The sequence below is a fragment of the Haladaptatus sp. DYF46 genome (assembly GCF_021083305.1).
In the GTDB taxonomy this organism is placed as follows: domain Archaea; phylum Halobacteriota; class Halobacteria; order Halobacteriales; family Haladaptataceae; genus Haladaptatus.
Map to the genome: position 1 here is coordinate 815,993 of NZ_JAJFAY010000002.1, position 15,539 is coordinate 831,531.

At 60.6% G+C, this 15,539-nt stretch carries 22 protein-coding genes and 1 tRNA gene; 10 read left to right on the top strand and 13 right to left on the bottom strand.

The features are described 5' to 3' along the window. Together LJF34_RS15460 and LJF34_RS15465 are read right to left on the bottom strand one after the other, a co-directional pair. Positions 1-648 carry a YigZ family protein gene (locus LJF34_RS15460; protein ID WP_231186179.1) on the bottom strand — a complete coding sequence of 216 codons (648 nt, stop codon included), beginning with the start codon at positions 646-648 and terminating at the stop codon, positions 1-3. A gap of 66 nt (positions 649-714) precedes the next feature. Continuing rightward, a complete protein-coding gene (locus LJF34_RS15465; protein WP_231186181.1) occupies positions 715-1,218 on the bottom strand; it encodes an ACT domain-containing protein in 504 nt (167 codons plus the stop codon). Positions 1,219-1,468: 250 nt separating this feature from the next. Here LJF34_RS15465 and LJF34_RS15470 point away from each other — a divergent pair, with 250 nt between their 5' ends. Further along, a complete protein-coding gene (locus LJF34_RS15470) occupies positions 1,469-2,224 on the top strand; it encodes a class I SAM-dependent methyltransferase (RefSeq protein ID WP_231186182.1) in 756 nt (251 codons plus the stop codon). Positions 2,225-2,313: 89 nt separating this feature from the next. Here LJF34_RS15470 and hisB read toward each other — a convergent pair whose 3' ends face one another. Beyond that, positions 2,314-2,901, bottom strand: a complete 588-nt coding sequence (gene hisB, locus LJF34_RS15475; protein WP_231186183.1) for an imidazoleglycerol-phosphate dehydratase HisB — start codon at positions 2,899-2,901, stop codon at positions 2,314-2,316. Between the two features lie 112 nt (positions 2,902-3,013). Here hisB and LJF34_RS15480 point away from each other — a divergent pair, with 112 nt between their 5' ends. Beyond that, positions 3,014-3,193: a hypothetical protein gene (locus LJF34_RS15480; protein WP_231186184.1), complete on the top strand. Its 180-nt coding sequence runs from the start codon at positions 3,014-3,016 to the stop codon at positions 3,191-3,193. Here LJF34_RS15480 and hisA read toward each other — a convergent pair. Beyond that, positions 3,190-3,912, bottom strand: a complete 723-nt coding sequence (gene hisA / locus LJF34_RS15485; RefSeq protein ID WP_231186185.1) for a 1-(5-phosphoribosyl)-5-[(5-phosphoribosylamino)methylideneamino]imidazole-4-carboxamide isomerase — start codon at positions 3,910-3,912, stop codon at positions 3,190-3,192. The genes LJF34_RS15480 and hisA overlap by 4 nt on opposite strands. Before the next feature lie 75 nt (positions 3,913-3,987). Here hisA and LJF34_RS15490 point away from each other — a divergent pair, with 75 nt between their 5' ends. Next, positions 3,988-5,175, top strand: a complete 1,188-nt coding sequence (locus LJF34_RS15490; protein WP_231186186.1) for an inorganic phosphate transporter — start codon at positions 3,988-3,990, stop codon at positions 5,173-5,175. A 100-nt stretch (positions 5,176-5,275) separates the two neighbouring features. Next, positions 5,276-5,665 carry a ferredoxin Fer gene (gene fer, locus LJF34_RS15495; RefSeq protein WP_231186187.1) on the top strand — a complete coding sequence of 130 codons (390 nt, stop codon included), beginning with the start codon at positions 5,276-5,278 and terminating at the stop codon, positions 5,663-5,665. 79 nt (positions 5,666-5,744) lie between these two features. Here fer and LJF34_RS15500 read toward each other — a convergent pair whose 3' ends face one another. After that, positions 5,745-6,335 carry a DUF3238 domain-containing protein gene (locus tag LJF34_RS15500; RefSeq protein ID WP_231186188.1) on the bottom strand — a complete coding sequence of 197 codons (591 nt, stop codon included), beginning with the start codon at positions 6,333-6,335 and terminating at the stop codon, positions 5,745-5,747. 104 nt (positions 6,336-6,439) lie between these two features. Here LJF34_RS15500 and LJF34_RS15505 point away from each other — a divergent pair, with 104 nt between their 5' ends. After that, positions 6,440-7,423, top strand: coding sequence for an A24 family peptidase (locus tag LJF34_RS15505; RefSeq protein WP_231186189.1), 984 nt, complete (start codon positions 6,440-6,442; stop codon positions 7,421-7,423). A 13-nt stretch (positions 7,424-7,436) separates the two neighbouring features. Here the strand turns inward: LJF34_RS15505 and LJF34_RS15510 are convergent, their stop codons facing one another. From LJF34_RS15510 to LJF34_RS15520, 3 genes are all read right to left on the bottom strand, one after another. Then, positions 7,437-8,291 carry a universal stress protein gene (locus LJF34_RS15510; RefSeq protein ID WP_231186190.1) on the bottom strand — a complete coding sequence of 285 codons (855 nt, stop codon included), beginning with the start codon at positions 8,289-8,291 and terminating at the stop codon, positions 7,437-7,439. A gap of 165 nt (positions 8,292-8,456) precedes the next feature. Next, positions 8,457-9,047, bottom strand: coding sequence for a hypothetical protein (locus LJF34_RS15515; protein WP_231186191.1), 591 nt, complete (start codon positions 9,045-9,047; stop codon positions 8,457-8,459). Positions 9,048-9,095: 48 nt separating this feature from the next. Next, complete coding sequence (locus LJF34_RS15520; RefSeq protein ID WP_231186192.1) at positions 9,096-9,536, bottom strand: DUF2391 family protein; 441 nt, start codon at positions 9,534-9,536, stop codon at positions 9,096-9,098. Positions 9,537-9,614: 78 nt separating this feature from the next. Between LJF34_RS15520 and LJF34_RS15525 the strand changes: the two genes are divergently transcribed. Together LJF34_RS15525 and mdh are read left to right on the top strand one after the other, a co-directional pair. After that, positions 9,615-10,295: a class I SAM-dependent methyltransferase gene (locus LJF34_RS15525; protein ID WP_231186193.1), complete on the top strand. Its 681-nt coding sequence runs from the start codon at positions 9,615-9,617 to the stop codon at positions 10,293-10,295. A gap of 129 nt (positions 10,296-10,424) precedes the next feature. After that, the gene (gene mdh / locus LJF34_RS15530; RefSeq protein WP_231186194.1) at positions 10,425-11,342 is read left to right on the top strand and encodes a malate dehydrogenase; all 918 of its coding nucleotides are present in this window, start codon (positions 10,425-10,427) and stop codon (positions 11,340-11,342) included. A 105-nt stretch (positions 11,343-11,447) separates the two neighbouring features. Here mdh and LJF34_RS15535 read toward each other — a convergent pair whose 3' ends face one another. Both LJF34_RS15535 and LJF34_RS15540 read right to left on the bottom strand, forming a co-directional pair. Beyond that, positions 11,448-12,107 (bottom strand): metallophosphoesterase family protein, encoded by a 660-nt coding sequence (locus LJF34_RS15535; RefSeq protein ID WP_231186195.1) that lies wholly within the window; start codon positions 12,105-12,107, stop codon positions 11,448-11,450. 25 nt (positions 12,108-12,132) lie between these two features. Further along, positions 12,133-12,711, bottom strand: coding sequence for an IMP cyclohydrolase (locus LJF34_RS15540; RefSeq protein ID WP_231186196.1), 579 nt, complete (start codon positions 12,709-12,711; stop codon positions 12,133-12,135). A 132-nt stretch (positions 12,712-12,843) separates the two neighbouring features. On the opposite strand from LJF34_RS15540, the gene LJF34_RS15545 reads away from it, so the two are divergent. The 3 genes from LJF34_RS15545 (at position 12,844) to LJF34_RS15550 (ending at position 13,892) form a co-directional block, all read left to right on the top strand. Next, a tRNA-Gln gene (locus tag LJF34_RS15545) sits at positions 12,844-12,916 on the top strand. 61 nt (positions 12,917-12,977) lie between these two features. Beyond that, positions 12,978-13,106 (top strand): hypothetical protein, encoded by a 129-nt coding sequence (locus LJF34_RS28980; protein ID WP_255666093.1) that lies wholly within the window; start codon positions 12,978-12,980, stop codon positions 13,104-13,106. A gap of 99 nt (positions 13,107-13,205) precedes the next feature. Then, complete coding sequence (locus LJF34_RS15550) at positions 13,206-13,892, top strand: hypothetical protein (RefSeq protein WP_231186197.1); 687 nt, start codon at positions 13,206-13,208, stop codon at positions 13,890-13,892. 218 nt (positions 13,893-14,110) lie between these two features. On the opposite strand, the gene LJF34_RS15555 is transcribed toward LJF34_RS15550, so the two are convergent. The 3 genes from LJF34_RS15555 to LJF34_RS15565 form a co-directional block, all read right to left on the bottom strand. Then, positions 14,111-14,455 carry a PIN domain-containing protein gene (locus tag LJF34_RS15555; protein ID WP_231186330.1) on the bottom strand — a complete coding sequence of 115 codons (345 nt, stop codon included), beginning with the start codon at positions 14,453-14,455 and terminating at the stop codon, positions 14,111-14,113. 77 nt (positions 14,456-14,532) lie between these two features. Next, positions 14,533-14,781 carry an AbrB/MazE/SpoVT family DNA-binding domain-containing protein gene (locus LJF34_RS15560; RefSeq protein ID WP_007982571.1) on the bottom strand — a complete coding sequence of 83 codons (249 nt, stop codon included), beginning with the start codon at positions 14,779-14,781 and terminating at the stop codon, positions 14,533-14,535. A 49-nt stretch (positions 14,782-14,830) separates the two neighbouring features. Then, positions 14,831-15,079 (bottom strand): hypothetical protein, encoded by a 249-nt coding sequence (locus tag LJF34_RS15565; RefSeq protein ID WP_231186198.1) that lies wholly within the window; start codon positions 15,077-15,079, stop codon positions 14,831-14,833. Positions 15,080-15,539: the final 460 nt, after the last annotated feature.

The following is a 15,539-nucleotide window of genomic DNA, read 5'->3' on the forward strand; positions in this document are numbered from 1 at the left end:
TCACGCCACGACTTCGATGTCGGCCCGGCCGCTCGTCGCGCTTCGAAGTCGGTCACACAGCGCGTCGCTCTCCTCGACCGGAACGCGAACCGAAAAGTCGACGCGTTCCCCGTACTCGGCGTCGAACTCGACGCCTTCGCTCTCCAAAATCCCGCGGACGGTCCCTGAATCGTCGTACTCGACGGCGATGGCGAGGCGCTGATGTGGTCGTTCCTCGACGACACCGGCCTCGTCCACGGCTTCCGTAACCGCACGGGAGTACGCTCGAACCAGGCCGCCGACGCCGAGATTGGTTCCGCCGTAGTAGCGCGTGACGACGGCGATGACGTTCTCGACGTCGCGCTGCTGGAGGACGTTCAAGGCGGGTTTTCCCGCGCTGCTCGTCGGTTCGCCGTCGTCGCTCGACCACTCGCGGACGAAGCCAGCGACTTCGGCGCCCTCCTCGGTGGCGGCAGTTCGTCCATCTTGAACGCGGTAGGCGGGCACGTTGTGGGTCGCATCCGCGTGCAGATCCCGGACTTCTTCGATGAACGATTCGGCCGCTTCGACGCCGTCCACGGGCGCGACATAGCCGATGAACTCCGAACCGCGAACTTCGAACGCCGACTTCCCCCGACCGGCCACGGTTCGATACGTCGTGCCACCCATTGGTCGGGATTCGATGGGCAGCACCGAAAAGGCGTGGATTCGCCGCGACGGGAGAACGGGGAAAGCTCAGCTGATTTGGATGCGGTGGACGAACTCCAAGTTCTTCAGTTCGTTGAGGATGTCGCCCGGAATGTCCTCATCCGTAACGAGATAGAGGACCGGGTCGTCGGTGAATTCCGGGTCCTCACTGATGGTCTGTCGGATGGAGATGTCGTTGTCGGCGAGTAGCGACGTGACGGTCGCCACGATGCCCGGAACGTCGGCGTCGCGCACTTCGACGGTCAGGACGGACAGATCGAGAACGGGAGCCAAGTCCATCAGGCTCGGAATCGAGGAGATGTTCTGGAAGATGCGGCGCAACTCCTCGTCCTTCAGGATCGCGTCGGTGGTCGAATCGACTACCCGTCGGTCCACGCCGATTTCGCGTGCGATCTGCGTGTTGGGAATCTCGATACCGCCCGAAACAACGCGCCCCTCGTCGCTGACCGAAAACCCGCGTTCGAGCAGGAGTCTGATGACCTGTTGTTGGCTCGGACTACCCTCGAACTTCTGCATGATTCTGTCGAACATCCTTGTCGGATAGACGCACCCGACGGTTTAGTCCTGTTGGGGTTCGTCTCGGGACGAGAGGGTTCATCACGCCATTCGGCAACGCAAAACCATGGAACGACACGTCGTTTGGAAGCTGGTGTCGTCGAGACGGAACACCTTACGGTCGAGTTCGGAGAGGAACTCGACGCCGACGGAACGGTGGTCGGGACCGCTCGGTGCTAGGGAATACATCCGGAGTATTTTTGACACGAACGGAGTGACAACGGATATGAACGATGCCAATCGGTTTTCGGACGAGGTAGCGGCCTTTTACGACGCGTCTCACGAGTACGGTGATATCGGCGACGAATCGTTCTATCTCGAAGCGGCGATGGGTGCGGACGGGCCAGTGCTGGAAGGCGCGTGTGGCGCAGGACGGCTTTACCTCGAACTCCTCCGTCGAGGTGTCGATGCTGACGGATTCGACGTCTCACCCGCGATGCTGGACATTCTCCGCAAAAAGGCCGCTACCGAGGACATGGAACCGACGGTTTGGGAAGCCGACCTTCGGTCAATCGGCGCTGAGAGGATCTACTCGCTGGCAATAGTCCCCTACAACTCGTTCTGTAATCTTCGCGGAGTCGACGACCAACTCGCGGCGCTTGAAGCCCTTTACGGCGTCCTCAATTCCGGCGGCCGCCTCCTGTTCGACGTGTACGTTCCGCGGTACGACACTATCGCCGAATCGTTCGGCGAGTGGCAATCGGTCCGAGAAGTGGAGTACGAAGGGAGACAACTGAGAGGACGGTCCCGAGCAACCATCGAGGACCAAGTGAAGCAGACCTACCGTGCAGAACAGGAACTCGTAGACTCGGACGGTGACGTCCTGACCCGCGACGAGTTCGTCCTCTCACATCTCCCTCCACAACAGGTCGAGTTGCTCGCACGCCACTCCCCGTTCGACCGATGGTCGGTTTCGGGCGGGTTCGACGGGGAGTCGCTCACGGACGGGGACGGGGTTCAGGTCTGGGAACTGGTGAAATAGACCGAACGGGATTCGACGGGGGAGAACCGCTTTCGAGGGAGCGTAAATCGCGGGAACGACGGCGACATCGGTTCGATTCCCCGTCGAAGTTATAAACTCTCTTTCGTACTCGCCACGTCGCTCCGCCGCTCGTCGATCTGTGTCGCGTCGTCCATCGCTCGCGCCGTGGCCTTGAACAGCGCCTCGATTTCGTGGTGGGCGTTCTCGCCGACGACGCCCGCGTGAAGCGTCAACCCTGCGTTCATCGCCAGCGAGCGGAGGAAGTGTTTCGCCATGTGGCTGGTCATGTCGCCGACGCGCTCCTGTGAGAACTCGCCGTCGAACCGGAAGAGCGGACGGCCGCTCACGTCGACGACGATGTCGCCGACGGCCTCGTCCAGCGGGACCTTTCGGTCGGCGAATCGGTGAATTGCCCGGCGGTCGCCGAGGGCCTCGTCGAACGCCTCGCCGAGGGTGATGGCGACATCCTCGACGGTGTGATGGTCGTCGATGTGCAGGTCGCCGTCGGCGCGGACCGTCAGGTCGAACAGGCCGTGACGGGCGAAGCTGTCCAGCATGTGGTCGAAGAAGCCGATACCCGTCTCGACGGTGGACTCGCCGTCGCCGTCCACGTCGAGCGTCACCTCGATGGTCGTCTCCGCCGTCTCGCGAGTCACGGCGGCGGTTCGGTCGCTCATACCCAGTAGTTCGGGCGGAGATACAAGGTGGTTCCGTTCAAAGGGGATTTGTTCGAGATTCTCGACATATGTCTGACGCAGTTATATTTATCCCCCGCCCCAAAGAGAACATGTGTTGAAACGAGATATGCTCAGCGTCCTGCTGGTCGCCATCGGGGCTCTCCTCTGTGGGACGGTTCCGGGCTTGTTCATCGGTGCACCGATGGCTGCCTTCGGGGCCTACGTCATGGTGGAGCCACGACTCGGCGATTCGCCGGACGTCCTCAATCACATCGCCGGACAGACCCGCTAGTCGAGCGCGTCCGCCGCTTCGGCCAGAGTGAATGCGCCCTGATACAGCGCGCTGCCGATAACCACGGCGCTCGCACCCGCGTCACGGAGCGTTCGAACGTCCTCTACGGATGCGACCCCACCGCTCGCCACGACCGGAATTCCGACCGCCTCGGCGACCCGCCGAACGGGACCCGTCTGAACGCCCTCCATCCGACCTTCGACGTCAACATCGGTGAACAGGATAGCGCCAGCGCCGAGCTTCTCGTATCGCGTCGCGGCCTCCGCCGGATCGAGTCCCGTCGATTTCGTCCATCCCGAAACGAGGACTTCGCCGTCTTTTGCGTCAAGACTCACGATGACCGAACCGGGGTGCTCCTCGCTGATTTCCGCGACGATTTCCGGGTTCTCTATCGCGGCAGTGCCGAGTATGACGCGGTCCACCCCCAGCGAGAGGAGGTCGATTGCATCGTCAGCGGTTCGAATTCCGCCGCCGAGTTGGACATCGACATCGACCGCATCCAAAATCGCTTCGACGGTCGCGGCGTTTTTACGCTCGCCCTCGAACGCGCCGTCCAAATCGACGAGATGGAGCGTTTCCGCGCCGCCTTTGACCCACTTTTCCGCGGCATCGACCGGGTTGCCGTATGTCGTTTCCGTGCCTTTCTCGCCCTGAACGAGTTGGACGACTTCGCCGTCTTGCATATCCACCGCCGGGACGACTTCGAACGTCGGGAACATACCCTGCTTTAGACGGGGGAGTGTCTAAACCCAACGAGTCGGTACCGTTTAAGACGTTCAGACGAATGTATCCGTATGGTCGAAATTTTGCTCCTCGTCGGACTGGCGGTTGCAGCATTTGTTGGTTTCAATATCGGCGGTTCTTCGACCGGTGTCGCGTTCGGCCCCGCGGTGGGAAGTAAAACAGTCTCGAAGGGCGGTGCGGCCGGGTTGATGACGGCCTTCGCGCTCCTCGGCGGCTGGACGGTCGGTCGGAACGTCATCAAGACGATGGGCGGGGAGATCGTCCCCAGTTCGCAGTTCACGCTCGCCGCCAGCGTCGGCGTCCTCTTCTTCGTCGGGTTGGCACTCCTCATCTCGAACCTCTTCGGCGTGCCCGCGTCCACCTCGATGACCGCCGTCGGGGCGATCGCGGGACTGGGCGCAGCGACCGGAACGCTCGACGAAGGCGTCATGTTCGAAATCGTATCCGCGTGGCTTCTCGCACCCATCACCGCGTTCTGGATTTGTGCCGTCGTCGGACGCTACCTCTACCCGTATCTCGACGTGTGGTTCCACCTCGAACAGTCGAAGGGACCGCTGTTCGAATTTAATCGCGTCGGCTCGGTACCGTATCCGACCGTCTCCGCGAACGCGACGGCGAAGGAAGTCACGGTGACGTTCCTCGTCGTCGGAATCGGCTGTTACATGGCCTTCTCCGCGGGTGCGAGCAACGTCGCGAACGCGGTGGCGCCCCTCGTCGGGAGCGGCGATATCAGCGGGAGTCAAGGCGTTCTATTGGCGGGAGGGGCGATCGCGGTCGGTGCGTTCACTATCGCTCGTCGGACGCTCGATACCGTCGGGAACGACCTGACCGACTTGCCGCTACTGGCGGCACTCATCGTGGAAGTCGTCAGCGCGAGCCTCATCACGTTCCTCTCCCTGCTCGGTATCCCTGCCAGTCTCGCGGTGAGCGCGACGATGTGCATCGTCGGACTCGGATGGGGACGGGCGACGAGGACGGTTCGAATCTCCGATGCGGCCGCGGCCGCCGTTCGCGGCGACGATGGGGAAAAGCGCTCGGAGATGGCGGTCAACGTCCTCCCCGAGGAGCAAGACGAGGTGGCGAAAATCGGCGAGGAGGAACCCAAGACGCTCAAAGCGCGGGACCTGTTCGACCCCTCGACCACGGGTCGCGTCATCGTTCTCTGGATTCTGACACCCTCGATCTCCGCCCTTGCGTCGTATCTCCTCTTCGCGTTCGTCCCACTTTCTCCAGCCTGATTGCGTGGAGTTCGAGAAATCGGTCTAATCATTCCTGATTTATCACTACGGACGGACGAAACAACAACTACTAACCATCCTGCGGACGAACCCTCGATTGATGCCTACCGTAGAATACCTCAATTACGAAGTGCTGGACGACCAGGGCTGGGATATTAACGACGACGACCTGTTCGAGAAGGCCGAGGACGCCGGTTTCGACAGCGAAGATTACGGCTCGCTCGACGTCAACGAAGGCGAGTACATCCTCGAAGCCGCCGAGGCACAGGGCTACGACTGGCCCTTCTCGTGCCGTGCCGGTGCCTGTGCGAACTGCGCAGCCATCGTCAAGGAAGGCGAAATCGACATGGACATGCAGCAGATTCTCAGCGACGAGGAAGTGGACGACAAGAACGTCCGACTCACCTGCATCGGTAGCGCGGCGACGGACGAGGTCAAAATAGTCTACAACGCCAAGCACCTCGACTACCTGCAGAACCGCGTCATATAAACAGAATCGGGGGACTTTTTCGGGGTTTTCGACACGTCGAGGAGCGAAGCGTTCTCGGAGTGTTCCCGTAGCCGGAAACTCAGCGGCTTCGTTCGAACTCGTACTCCATCGGTCCAGCCAGCGCGAGCGGTTCATCCCCGGTTTCGCGGAAATCGTGGCGATACAGCGGGCGGAACTCCCCGAAATCCGTCTGCGTGTAGAACTCGAAGCACGGAAACCCGTCGTGTCGTCCGTGGACGCACACCGCTCCGTCACGCCAAACGGCGACTTCGAGGTGGAAGTCTACGGGGTCCGCGTGCGGCGATAGCGGGTTGCTCGCGCTCGCGTGCATGTCGAATTCGACGTACTCGTCGTGCCAGAGCGGTTCGGTACAGGTGATTCCGTCGGTCGAAGCTTTCCCGCTACGGAGTTCTCGGGTCCCGTCCGAGTGTGTGATTCGTTCGACCGACGTGCCGGTGTCGGCGTACGAGCGGAGGCTTTCGTCGGTAAAATCGACGACGGCTTCCTGCTCGACGCGACTGCGACCCGTGTTGACCGCGTGGGGCGTAAAGCCTCGGTCGTCACCTCTGTATTCGAGCGTTTCGTCGCCGTCGCTCGGACGTGAAAGCCACGTCGAGGGGATAAACGTGGCCGCACGTATCTTCACGAGGGCGACTTCCTGTGCGCTCATCGCCGGTTCGAACACATCGGATGAAAATAAAATTGATGGGAAACGTCCAAATTCTATCACTTATATCGCAACAGCTAAAACATCTCACCGAGGCCTACCGTTTGGTGCACACTTCGATTCCCGACCTCCTCCGACTGCTCGCCCTGCCCGTGTTTGGATGGGCCGCGTGGCGTGACGTGAAGACTCGGCGAGTACCCAACGAGACGTGGTATCCGCTGACCGCACTGGCCATCGTGTTGCTGGTGTGGGACGGCGTGACCGCGATGGGGGCACCGCCGCTTCAACGCAAGTTGTTCCTCTTTCACGTCGCTGTGAGTCTCGGGTTCGTCGCACCGCTCGTCGTCGCCTTCTGGTGGTTCCGGGCGTTCGGCGGCGCGGATGCGAAGGCGTTTCTCGTCATCGCCCTCCTGTTCCCGACCTATCCGACGTACCACTGGGGTGATGTGATGTTTCCCGCACAGGGAACGGTTTTAGGTGTGTTTTCGCTGACCGTCCTGACCAACACCGTGCTGCTCGGAGCGCTTTACCCCGCGGCACTGCTGGTGCGGAATCTCATCGACGGTCGGATTTCGTCGGTGATGTTCGTCGGGCGAGTCGTGGACTGGAAGGAAGTGGCGACGGCACACGGCCGACTGCTCGAAACGCCCGACCGGGTGACGCGCAACGGCGTGGATTTGGACGCGCTTCGAATGTACCTGAGGTGGCGTGGCACGACGATGACCGAGATTCGGGAGCGGGCCAACGAGCTGCGCGACCCGGCAAGCCTGCCCGCGACGCCGAACCCGCCGACGGACGGAATGGTCACGGACGGCGGAACGGTCGTCGAACGGAAACCGGGTGCCGAGGTGGCGGGCTACGAGGACCCGTGGGGTGCCGCCGAGTTCCTCGACAGTATCGACCACGGAGCCTACGGGACGACGCCGACGCAACTCCGCGAGGGATTGGAGGTGCTGGCGACGAAGAACGAAGTGTGGGTGTCGCCCGGAATTCCGTTCATCGTCCCGATGTTCCTCGGGATGGTCATCGCGCTCGGCTACGGCGACCTGCTCTCGGGAGCGCTCGCCGCGCTCGGACTGGCGACCATCTGATTTTCGTCCGCGTTCACAGCGTCTCTCGGACCAACCGCGTGAGTCGCGGTCGGATGCCGACTTCCCGGCGAGTGATGATGACCGTCGTGTCAGCACGCCGTCCGACCGCCTGTGGAACCGACCCGACGAGTTGCCGTCGCAACATTCCCTGCCGAGTCGAACCGAGGACGGTGATGTCGTGTTCCGACGCTCGTTCGACGACGGTTTCGGTGACGGACCCGCTTCGAATCTCCCGTTCGGCGGGAATGGGAGCGACTCGGGCCGCGATGCTGGCGAGCAAGCGGTCGGACGGAGGGTCGTCCTCACCGACACGAAGGAGGTTGATTTCCGCGTCGTTCTGGAGCGCGATTGCACGGGCGACGTCCGCCGCGAGTTCGGCGTGCGGTCCCTCGGCGACCGGCACGAGAATTGAGTCCACGGCGTCGGCCGGACCGATTTTCTCCACGAGAACGTCGCACGGCGCGCGGGCCACGATTCGGTCGATGTTGCTCCCGAGGACGATTTCGCTTGGCCGTTCCCGTGCCTGCCACCCCACGACGAGTGCGTCACAGTCGAACTCCACGACAGCGTTGGTGAGGGCGCTGGCAACGTCGTGGGAGACGAGCAACTGGCCGCTCACGGGAACCGCCCCCTGTGCGGTTTCGACCACCCGGTCGAGGATTTCCTGATGTTCCCCGCCGAACTCACGGATGATGACCTCGTCGGTGTACAGTGCGAACGGCGACTGGCGCTCGGTCACGAGAACCCGCAGGACGAGGACGTCGCCGTCCCGTTCGCGTGCGACATCGACCGCGGTTCGGGTCAACTGCGCGGCGTTCGCGGGGTCGGCCACCGCGACGGCGATACGATATTCACTCGTTCCCCCCATTTTCGAGAGATACGGGTGCCGTCAGCAAAAGCGTTAGCTCTCCGTGAGGTTTTCGTCCAGTCAGCAGTCGAGGAGTAAGGATCGTCTCACGCGGTGGCCGTCGAGAAGGGTATCGTTTCGGGTGGAGATAGGATGCCATCCGCAGGCGTCGCTGAACGCAACGAACTACGCTAGCTTCGAGAAATCGGTATCGACGTTGCCGTCGCGGTCCAAATCGACGACGGCGTCGAACAGACCGAGGAAGCGTTCTATCTGTACCTCGTCGTGGACGCCCTTGGAGAGGTGGAACAGTCCGACCGCATCGTGTTTTTCGAGGAGGTCGAGAACTTCCTCGACCGTCCGGTAAACTCGCTGTTCGTCGGCGTAGTAGGCCATCTCGGTGATGGAGTCGAAACTGATGCGGCGTTTGCCCTCGGTCGTGCTCAGGAACTTCTCGGTGACGGAAAGGATCCCTTCGAGGTCGTCGGGAGCGGAGACGTAGTGGACATCGTTCGTGCTTCGTCGGGAGTAGCCGCGTTCGATGCTCAGCGTGTCGAGGATGTCGGCTTTTCCCTCGTCAACGTCGTAGTGGTCGAGTTTCTGTTTTACCTCGCGGGCCGTGGTTCGCGTCGAAATGACGAGGAAGCGGTCAGTGTCAGTCTTCAAAAAGTCGGTGTCGATTCGGTCGGTTTCTCCGGTGCTCGGGTGTAAAAGGAGGACACCGGTGCCGCCCGGTATCGAGTTCGGTGTGCCCTCTATATCGAGTTGGTAATCCATATCATCCGGTAACTAGCGGAAGCGACTTAAAATATGCGGGAACGCGGGTCAGAACACCGAGTCGGCGGTCGCCGCGCCGACGACGCTGAAAACCGACCCGACGCAGACGGCCTTCGCCGTCGTGAACAGCGCCTGCGTCGACGTGTGGCCGTCGAACAGACCGTCGTGAAGGAACGTCTCGGGCGCGGCGAACACCACGGCGAGGATGGCGACCGACCCGAACGAGACAAGCATGAGCGAAATGAAGCGCGTCGGGACCCCGGCCACGTCCGCCTCGCGGTCGGGGTTGCGGTCGTGGTCCGCCTTGTAGAGCGCGCCGTATCCGATTCCGAAGACGAGACAGACCGTCGCGAGCACGTGAACCGCGGACATCGTTCCCGCGACCGTCCAAACCTCCTCCGTGACGACGAACGGGCCAGCGAGGAGGAACCCCCCGAGGATCTGTTGGGCCGTATCGGCGACGGCGAATCGTTTTCTCGAACCGACCATGTCCACCGAAAAGGAGTCGAGAAATAAAGCCCTGTGCGTTCCGAACGCGTTTTGTCGGGGACGGTCGTTTCCTCGTGCATGAGCGTTCGCGAGGAGTTCGACGATTGGGCGGCGGACGGCCGCGACAAGGGAATGGAAGACCGACACTGGCACACGGCAAAACACGTCCTCGCCCGGATACCGGTGGAAGCGGGCGACACGGTACTCGATTTGGGATGCGGAAGCGGATACGCCGGACGGGCACTGCGCGATACGAAGAACGCGGGACGCGTGTACGGACTCGACGGGTCGCCCGAGATGGCACGCAACGCGCAGGGATACACCGACGATTCGAGCGTCTCGTATCTCGTCGGCGATTTCGACCACCTGCCGTTCGCGGACGACAGCGTGGACCACGTGTTCACGATGGAGGCGTTTTACTACGCGAACGACCCGCACGAGACGCTTCGGGAGGTCCGGCGGATTCTCCGACCCGGCGGCACGTTCTTCTGTGCGGTGAACTACTACGAGGAGAACGTCCACTCCCACGCGTGGCAGGACTCGATTTCCGTCGAGATGACGCGCTGGAGCGGCGAGGAGTATCGTGCGGCGTTCCGTGAAGCGGGATTGTACGTCGCAGAGCAGGACAACGTTCCCGACAGGGAAATCGAGATTCCCGATGAAAGGGAGTTTCCGACCGAAAGCTGGGAGACGCGCGAGGCGATGGTCGAACGATACCGCGAGTTCGGCACGCTATTGACCGTCGGGGTCGCGCCGTAACCCCTTCGTTTCGGGTGGAGCAGGACGACAAACTGTCGGTTTCGAGGGAGACAGCCGATGAGACCCAGCCGGGCAATAGCACGCGCTACCGGAGGATTTAACCAAACAGCAGGGCGTTTTGTAGGTGACATGGTGAAAGTAAGCGTAGTCGGCGCGGCAGGCACTGTCGGGGCCGCCGCAGGCTACAACATCGCACTGCGTGATGTCGCGGACGAACTCGTTCTCGTTGACATACCGGACATGGAAGACAAGACCGTCGGTCAGGCCGCGGACGTGAACCACGGGGCCGCCTACGACTCCAACACGGTCGTTCGACAAGGGACCTACGAGGACACCGCCGGGTCCGACGTCGTCGTCATCACCGCCGGAATCCCGCGTCAACCGGGACAGACGCGTATCGACCTCGCGGGCGACAACGCGCCCATCATGGAGGACATCGGCTCCTCCATCGCCGAGCACAACGACGATGACTTCGTCACCATCACGACGTCGAACCCCGTGGACCTCCTCAACCGCCACCTGTACGAAACGGGTGATCGAGCGCGGAAGAAAGTCATCGGCTTCGGTGGCCGTCTCGATAGCGCGCGATTCCGCTACGTCCTGAGCCAGCGCTTCGACGCGCCGGTCCAGAACGTCGAAGCGACCATCATGGGCGAACACGGCGACGCGCAGGTTCCCGTCTTCTCCAAGGTTCGCATCGACGGTGCGGACCCCGAGTTCTCGGACGACGAGAAGGAAGAAATCCTCGGCGAACTCAAAGAGAGCGCGATGAACGTCATCGAGAAGAAGGGCGCGACCCAGTGGGGCCCGGCGACGGGCGTCGGCCACATGGTCGAAGCCGTCATCCGCGACACGGGCGAAGTGCTCCCCGGTTCCATCAAACTCGAAGGCGAGTACGGTCACGAAGGCGTCGCGCTCGGCGTCCCCATCAAACTCGGCGCGAACGGCGTCGAGGAAGTCGTCGAGTGGAACCTCACCGAGTTCGAACGCGAACAACTCGGCGGGGCGGCGGACAAACTCGCAGAGCAGTACGAGAAAATCGAGTAAGCGGGTTCCCGAGCGATTTCGAGTTTTCCTATTTTTCGAATCGATGCCCGTGGTGAGCCATAGTTATCGTCGGCGTACAGCTTTCTCCCCAAACGTCCGACCACCTCACCGCCCTTTCGCCAACCGCATACCGGTCTTGTCCGGCAATCCGGCTTCCCGAACCGCTTCCTGTACCGCCTCGATATCGTACTCGACACGACGTTCCTCGACGCGCAACTCGTCGAGGTCGAGAATCGCATACGCAGCACGCGGGTCGCCGTCACGCGGTTGGCCGACGCTACCGGGGTTCAGTACGATGCCGTCGTCGTACCTTTCGTGGTGTTGAACGTGCGTATGGCCCATGATGAGGGCTTCCTCGTCGCCGAGCAGGTCAGCGTCGAACTCCGCTGGGTAGGTGTAGTGGTCGGGGTCGTCGGGATGGCCGTGGACGATTCTGACCCGGCGGTCACAGACGCGCCGCGAGTCGGAGTGGTGAGAAAGCCAGTCCATCTGGAGGTCGTTGAGTTCGTCGCGGGCGTATTCGACGCCCGCTTTGGCCATGCCGTTGAAACGAAACGCGGTTCCGGTGACGACCGCTCGGTCGTGGTTGCCCATCACGCTCGCCGAAACGCGGTCGCGGAGGGTGTCGATGCATTCGCCCGGCCATGGATTGTATCCGACCACATCGCCCGCACAGAGCAGCGTCTCGACGGGCGGCATGTCGTCGAGAACGGCATCGAGTGCGACCCGATTCGAGTGAACGTCCGAAATCACGCCGACTTTCATGGTCGGCGATACGTTCGGAAAAGACTTAGTTCCCGTTCTCGACCGCGAGGGAGAAACCGCCGTTTTCGTCGTTTCGTGCGACGCCGACTCCGCAGACGGGGTGTTCGAAGTCGAGTTCGTAGGCCGCGCTCGCCGCAGTTTCGGCGTCCGCGGCGTCGAAGTCGAAGGCTTCCGGCGTGTCCTTCTCGTAGGTCGCCACGAGCGTCGGTTCCGTGATCTCTTTCACCAGCAAAGCGTCCCGACGGACGATGCCGATGTACGACTCCTCGCCAACGGTACCGGCGATTCGCGGCGTGTCGTAGTCGTCCTTCTCGTAATCGAGCGCGAGGAGGCTTTCAGCGAGGGCGTCGCGCGCCGGGTAGCCGAGTTCGATCTTCTCGGCGATGGGGTCCACCTGCGACCCGTTGCCGATGACCGCCGTCTCGCCGACGACGCGGGCACAGTTGTACGCGATGTAGGGGTTGTCGGTCGCCGGTGCGTCCTCGGTGGGGCCGACGGTCACGGTATCGCCGTGAGCCACCGCTTTTCGGTTCGGGAACGACCGCGAGGAGACTCGATAGGCACCGACTTCGGGACCGACGACGATGAAACGTCCGATGTACATACACGAACATGCGTAAGTAGGACGGAAATAGGTGCTGGTTTGTGCATGCACACGTGATGTGAGTCGGTATCACACGCGGAGCAAACGCGCAACGCTTACAAGTAAGGGGGAAATACGATATCTTGCAGTTCGAGTCCCATGGGGTAGTGGCCAATCCTGTTGCCTTCTGGGGGCAACGACCGCGGTTCGAATCCGTGTGGGACTATCAGAAATTTTACATTAATCCTCCCGAAACATAGTGACTTCTCTCGTGGAGGTGGTGCTGCATGAGTCGCACCTGCCCGCGGTGCGGCGAGAAGATAGGATGGACGATAGTGAGCGGTCCGAGTACCGCCAGCGTCCATCCGTGCGGCTGTACCATTGCTCCGGACCAACTACAGGGAGGTGAGGAGTGATGTCCGGAACACTCTGTTCTACCTGCGGAGAGCTATCCTCGTGCTGCTATCGCTGTTCGGAGTGTGGTGCGGATCTCGCTGGAAAGGGAGGTGACGGCAATGGGTGGTGAGGAATTGCTCGAACGGCTCGCGAAACGTGTGGCCGACCTCGAAGCGAAGGTCGAAGCGCAGGAAGAACGAGGCGACCATCTCGAAGCGCGCGTCGAGGAACTCGAAGAGGAGAACGAGCAGCTTCGCACGAAATTCGACGAACAGGAGGAACAGAACCAACGTGTGCGTGCGTCTGTTTCACGTATCATCAACGACGTTCGCGAGTATTCCTCGGAGGACGGGAGTAGCGTTGACGCAACATCACCGAACCTCGTCGCGGAGGCGGCAAACGTCGGCAGAGAGCTGTACGACTGCATCGAGCGGTCGAAGGAGAACGCCGGGCTGCTGAACTTCAAAACGAAGCGCCCCGAGTCAGTCACAGTCCAGGAGAAGTATCTGAACGTCCTCGGACGAGCGGAGGAGAAGGCACAGGAGTCCGGTGCGGACGTCGTCTTTCTGAACTACCGAGAAGTGGCGACGCACTACGGCTGTGCATACAACACGGACGGGTATCGCGTAATGGATGAGATGGAGGAACGAGTTCCGGGCGTTCACTACGTCGACGGCCACCTCGCCAACCCGGAGATTGACCCGACGACGAAGATCAAGGAGAAGAGCATCCGCGTCGAGTGGAACCACCCTGACCTCCGTGGTTGGGTCCGCGCTCATCGGGAGGGGGAGACTAGGATATCATAATACGGGGGGTCCCGGCGGACCCCCCGTGAGCCACATCACACCAACCATAGGTCACAACATTCACGCTAGCCACCCTCTGTAAGCATCCCTCGACTACTGCTGAGTGCGGTTGTTTCTGCGGTGTTTCTGCGGTGTGAACGAGAGATAACTGGACGTTTCTCGTGTTCTTACAACGTTATAATCGCTCGACGAATTTCAACAGTTCCCGAGTAGTATCTTCAAAACGGGTCGCTCGCGGTATTGAGTCGTCGAATGTCTTCGACCACATCGAAGTCGTCGTCGAAACTGTAGACGTACTCGATACCCTCGCGTTGCATATAGGCCGTCGTCAGAGCATCGACGAACGTGAGTGACGGATACTGTCGGTAGAGCGCTTGGCCGCTCGTGAAATCTGCTTTTGGCGAGCGAACGATTTCGAATCCCGCGCTCTCAATGAGAGTGTCGAGCGTAGCGATAGCGGCATCGTGTCCTGCACGCCGTCCGAGAATGTTCAAGACTTCACCGAGAACGTAGTCCGTGACGTGAGCCACCGGAAGGTCGCCGTGGTCGATGGCCCGGACAATTTCGTTTGCTCAGTCGTGGTATTGGTCACGGGCTAATCGCTGTCCGATGAGAATATTCGAATCGACGACAACTGGCATTAGAACGCCCCGAACTCCTTCTCCAATTCGACTGCATTCGTCTCTTCGCCGATGTCTACCGGTTCGAGGTCATCGAACGCTCCAAATCGCTGCTTTACCACTTCGACAGTCAGGTTTTCCTCGTCGTCGAGTCGCCATCGAAGCTTATCGCCGGGTTCGATGTCCAGTGCGTCCCGAATCTGGGACGGCACGGTCACCGAATGACCGTCATTAACCGTGGTCTCGTCGGTGACTTGGTTGCTTGCCATAACAGAAGATTATCTTTCGTAGTCAAAAAGTCTATTGCAGACCGTAGACTCACTCGTTGACTTGTACCCTCGATTCGACCCGGTATTCGAGCGTTACCCGTGGTGTGCTCAGAACCTCCACTAGTTCTGCCGTCATATCTGGGTGGTCGGCAGCACGTTCGAGGTTCTTCATCATTCGTCGGGTGAACTCCGCACTCGCATCGAGGCCTTTGCTCCTCGTCGATTCGCCGAGTAATTCACCAGCTTGGTCGTAGAGATCCTTCCGGTACTCGTACTTTCCATCCGACTTGATTCGCATAGGTGATATTGCACATCGGGGTGACAAAGGCGTTCTGCTGGGGGTACTGAAACCGCGTCAGTATATATGGAGAAGTAGATTCGGGAATTCTCACGGACACAATCAACGACTCACTCTACTCTCCCGGATTCGATTTACGGACGGAGAAACGGACTGGTGGACGTTCTTTTCAGAATTCCTTCCCACCATACATGTCAATATATTCGTAATAATATATGAATGTTCGTGTATAAACAATATTTCCATCGGTCAATACGGTACGGTGGTTTATATTTTAATATTATTACGCCTATTGTATTATAATGACAAATACTTATGGGAGATCGTACTGACATACTACCCGCAGATGTCGGCACGAGGTTGGCATCTGTCATCCCGGGCTAGTATCCCGATATCACTACTTTCAGCCGGAATGTTGCCGTTTCAGCACTGCTGATTGACGGAGTAGCAGCTTTGATGC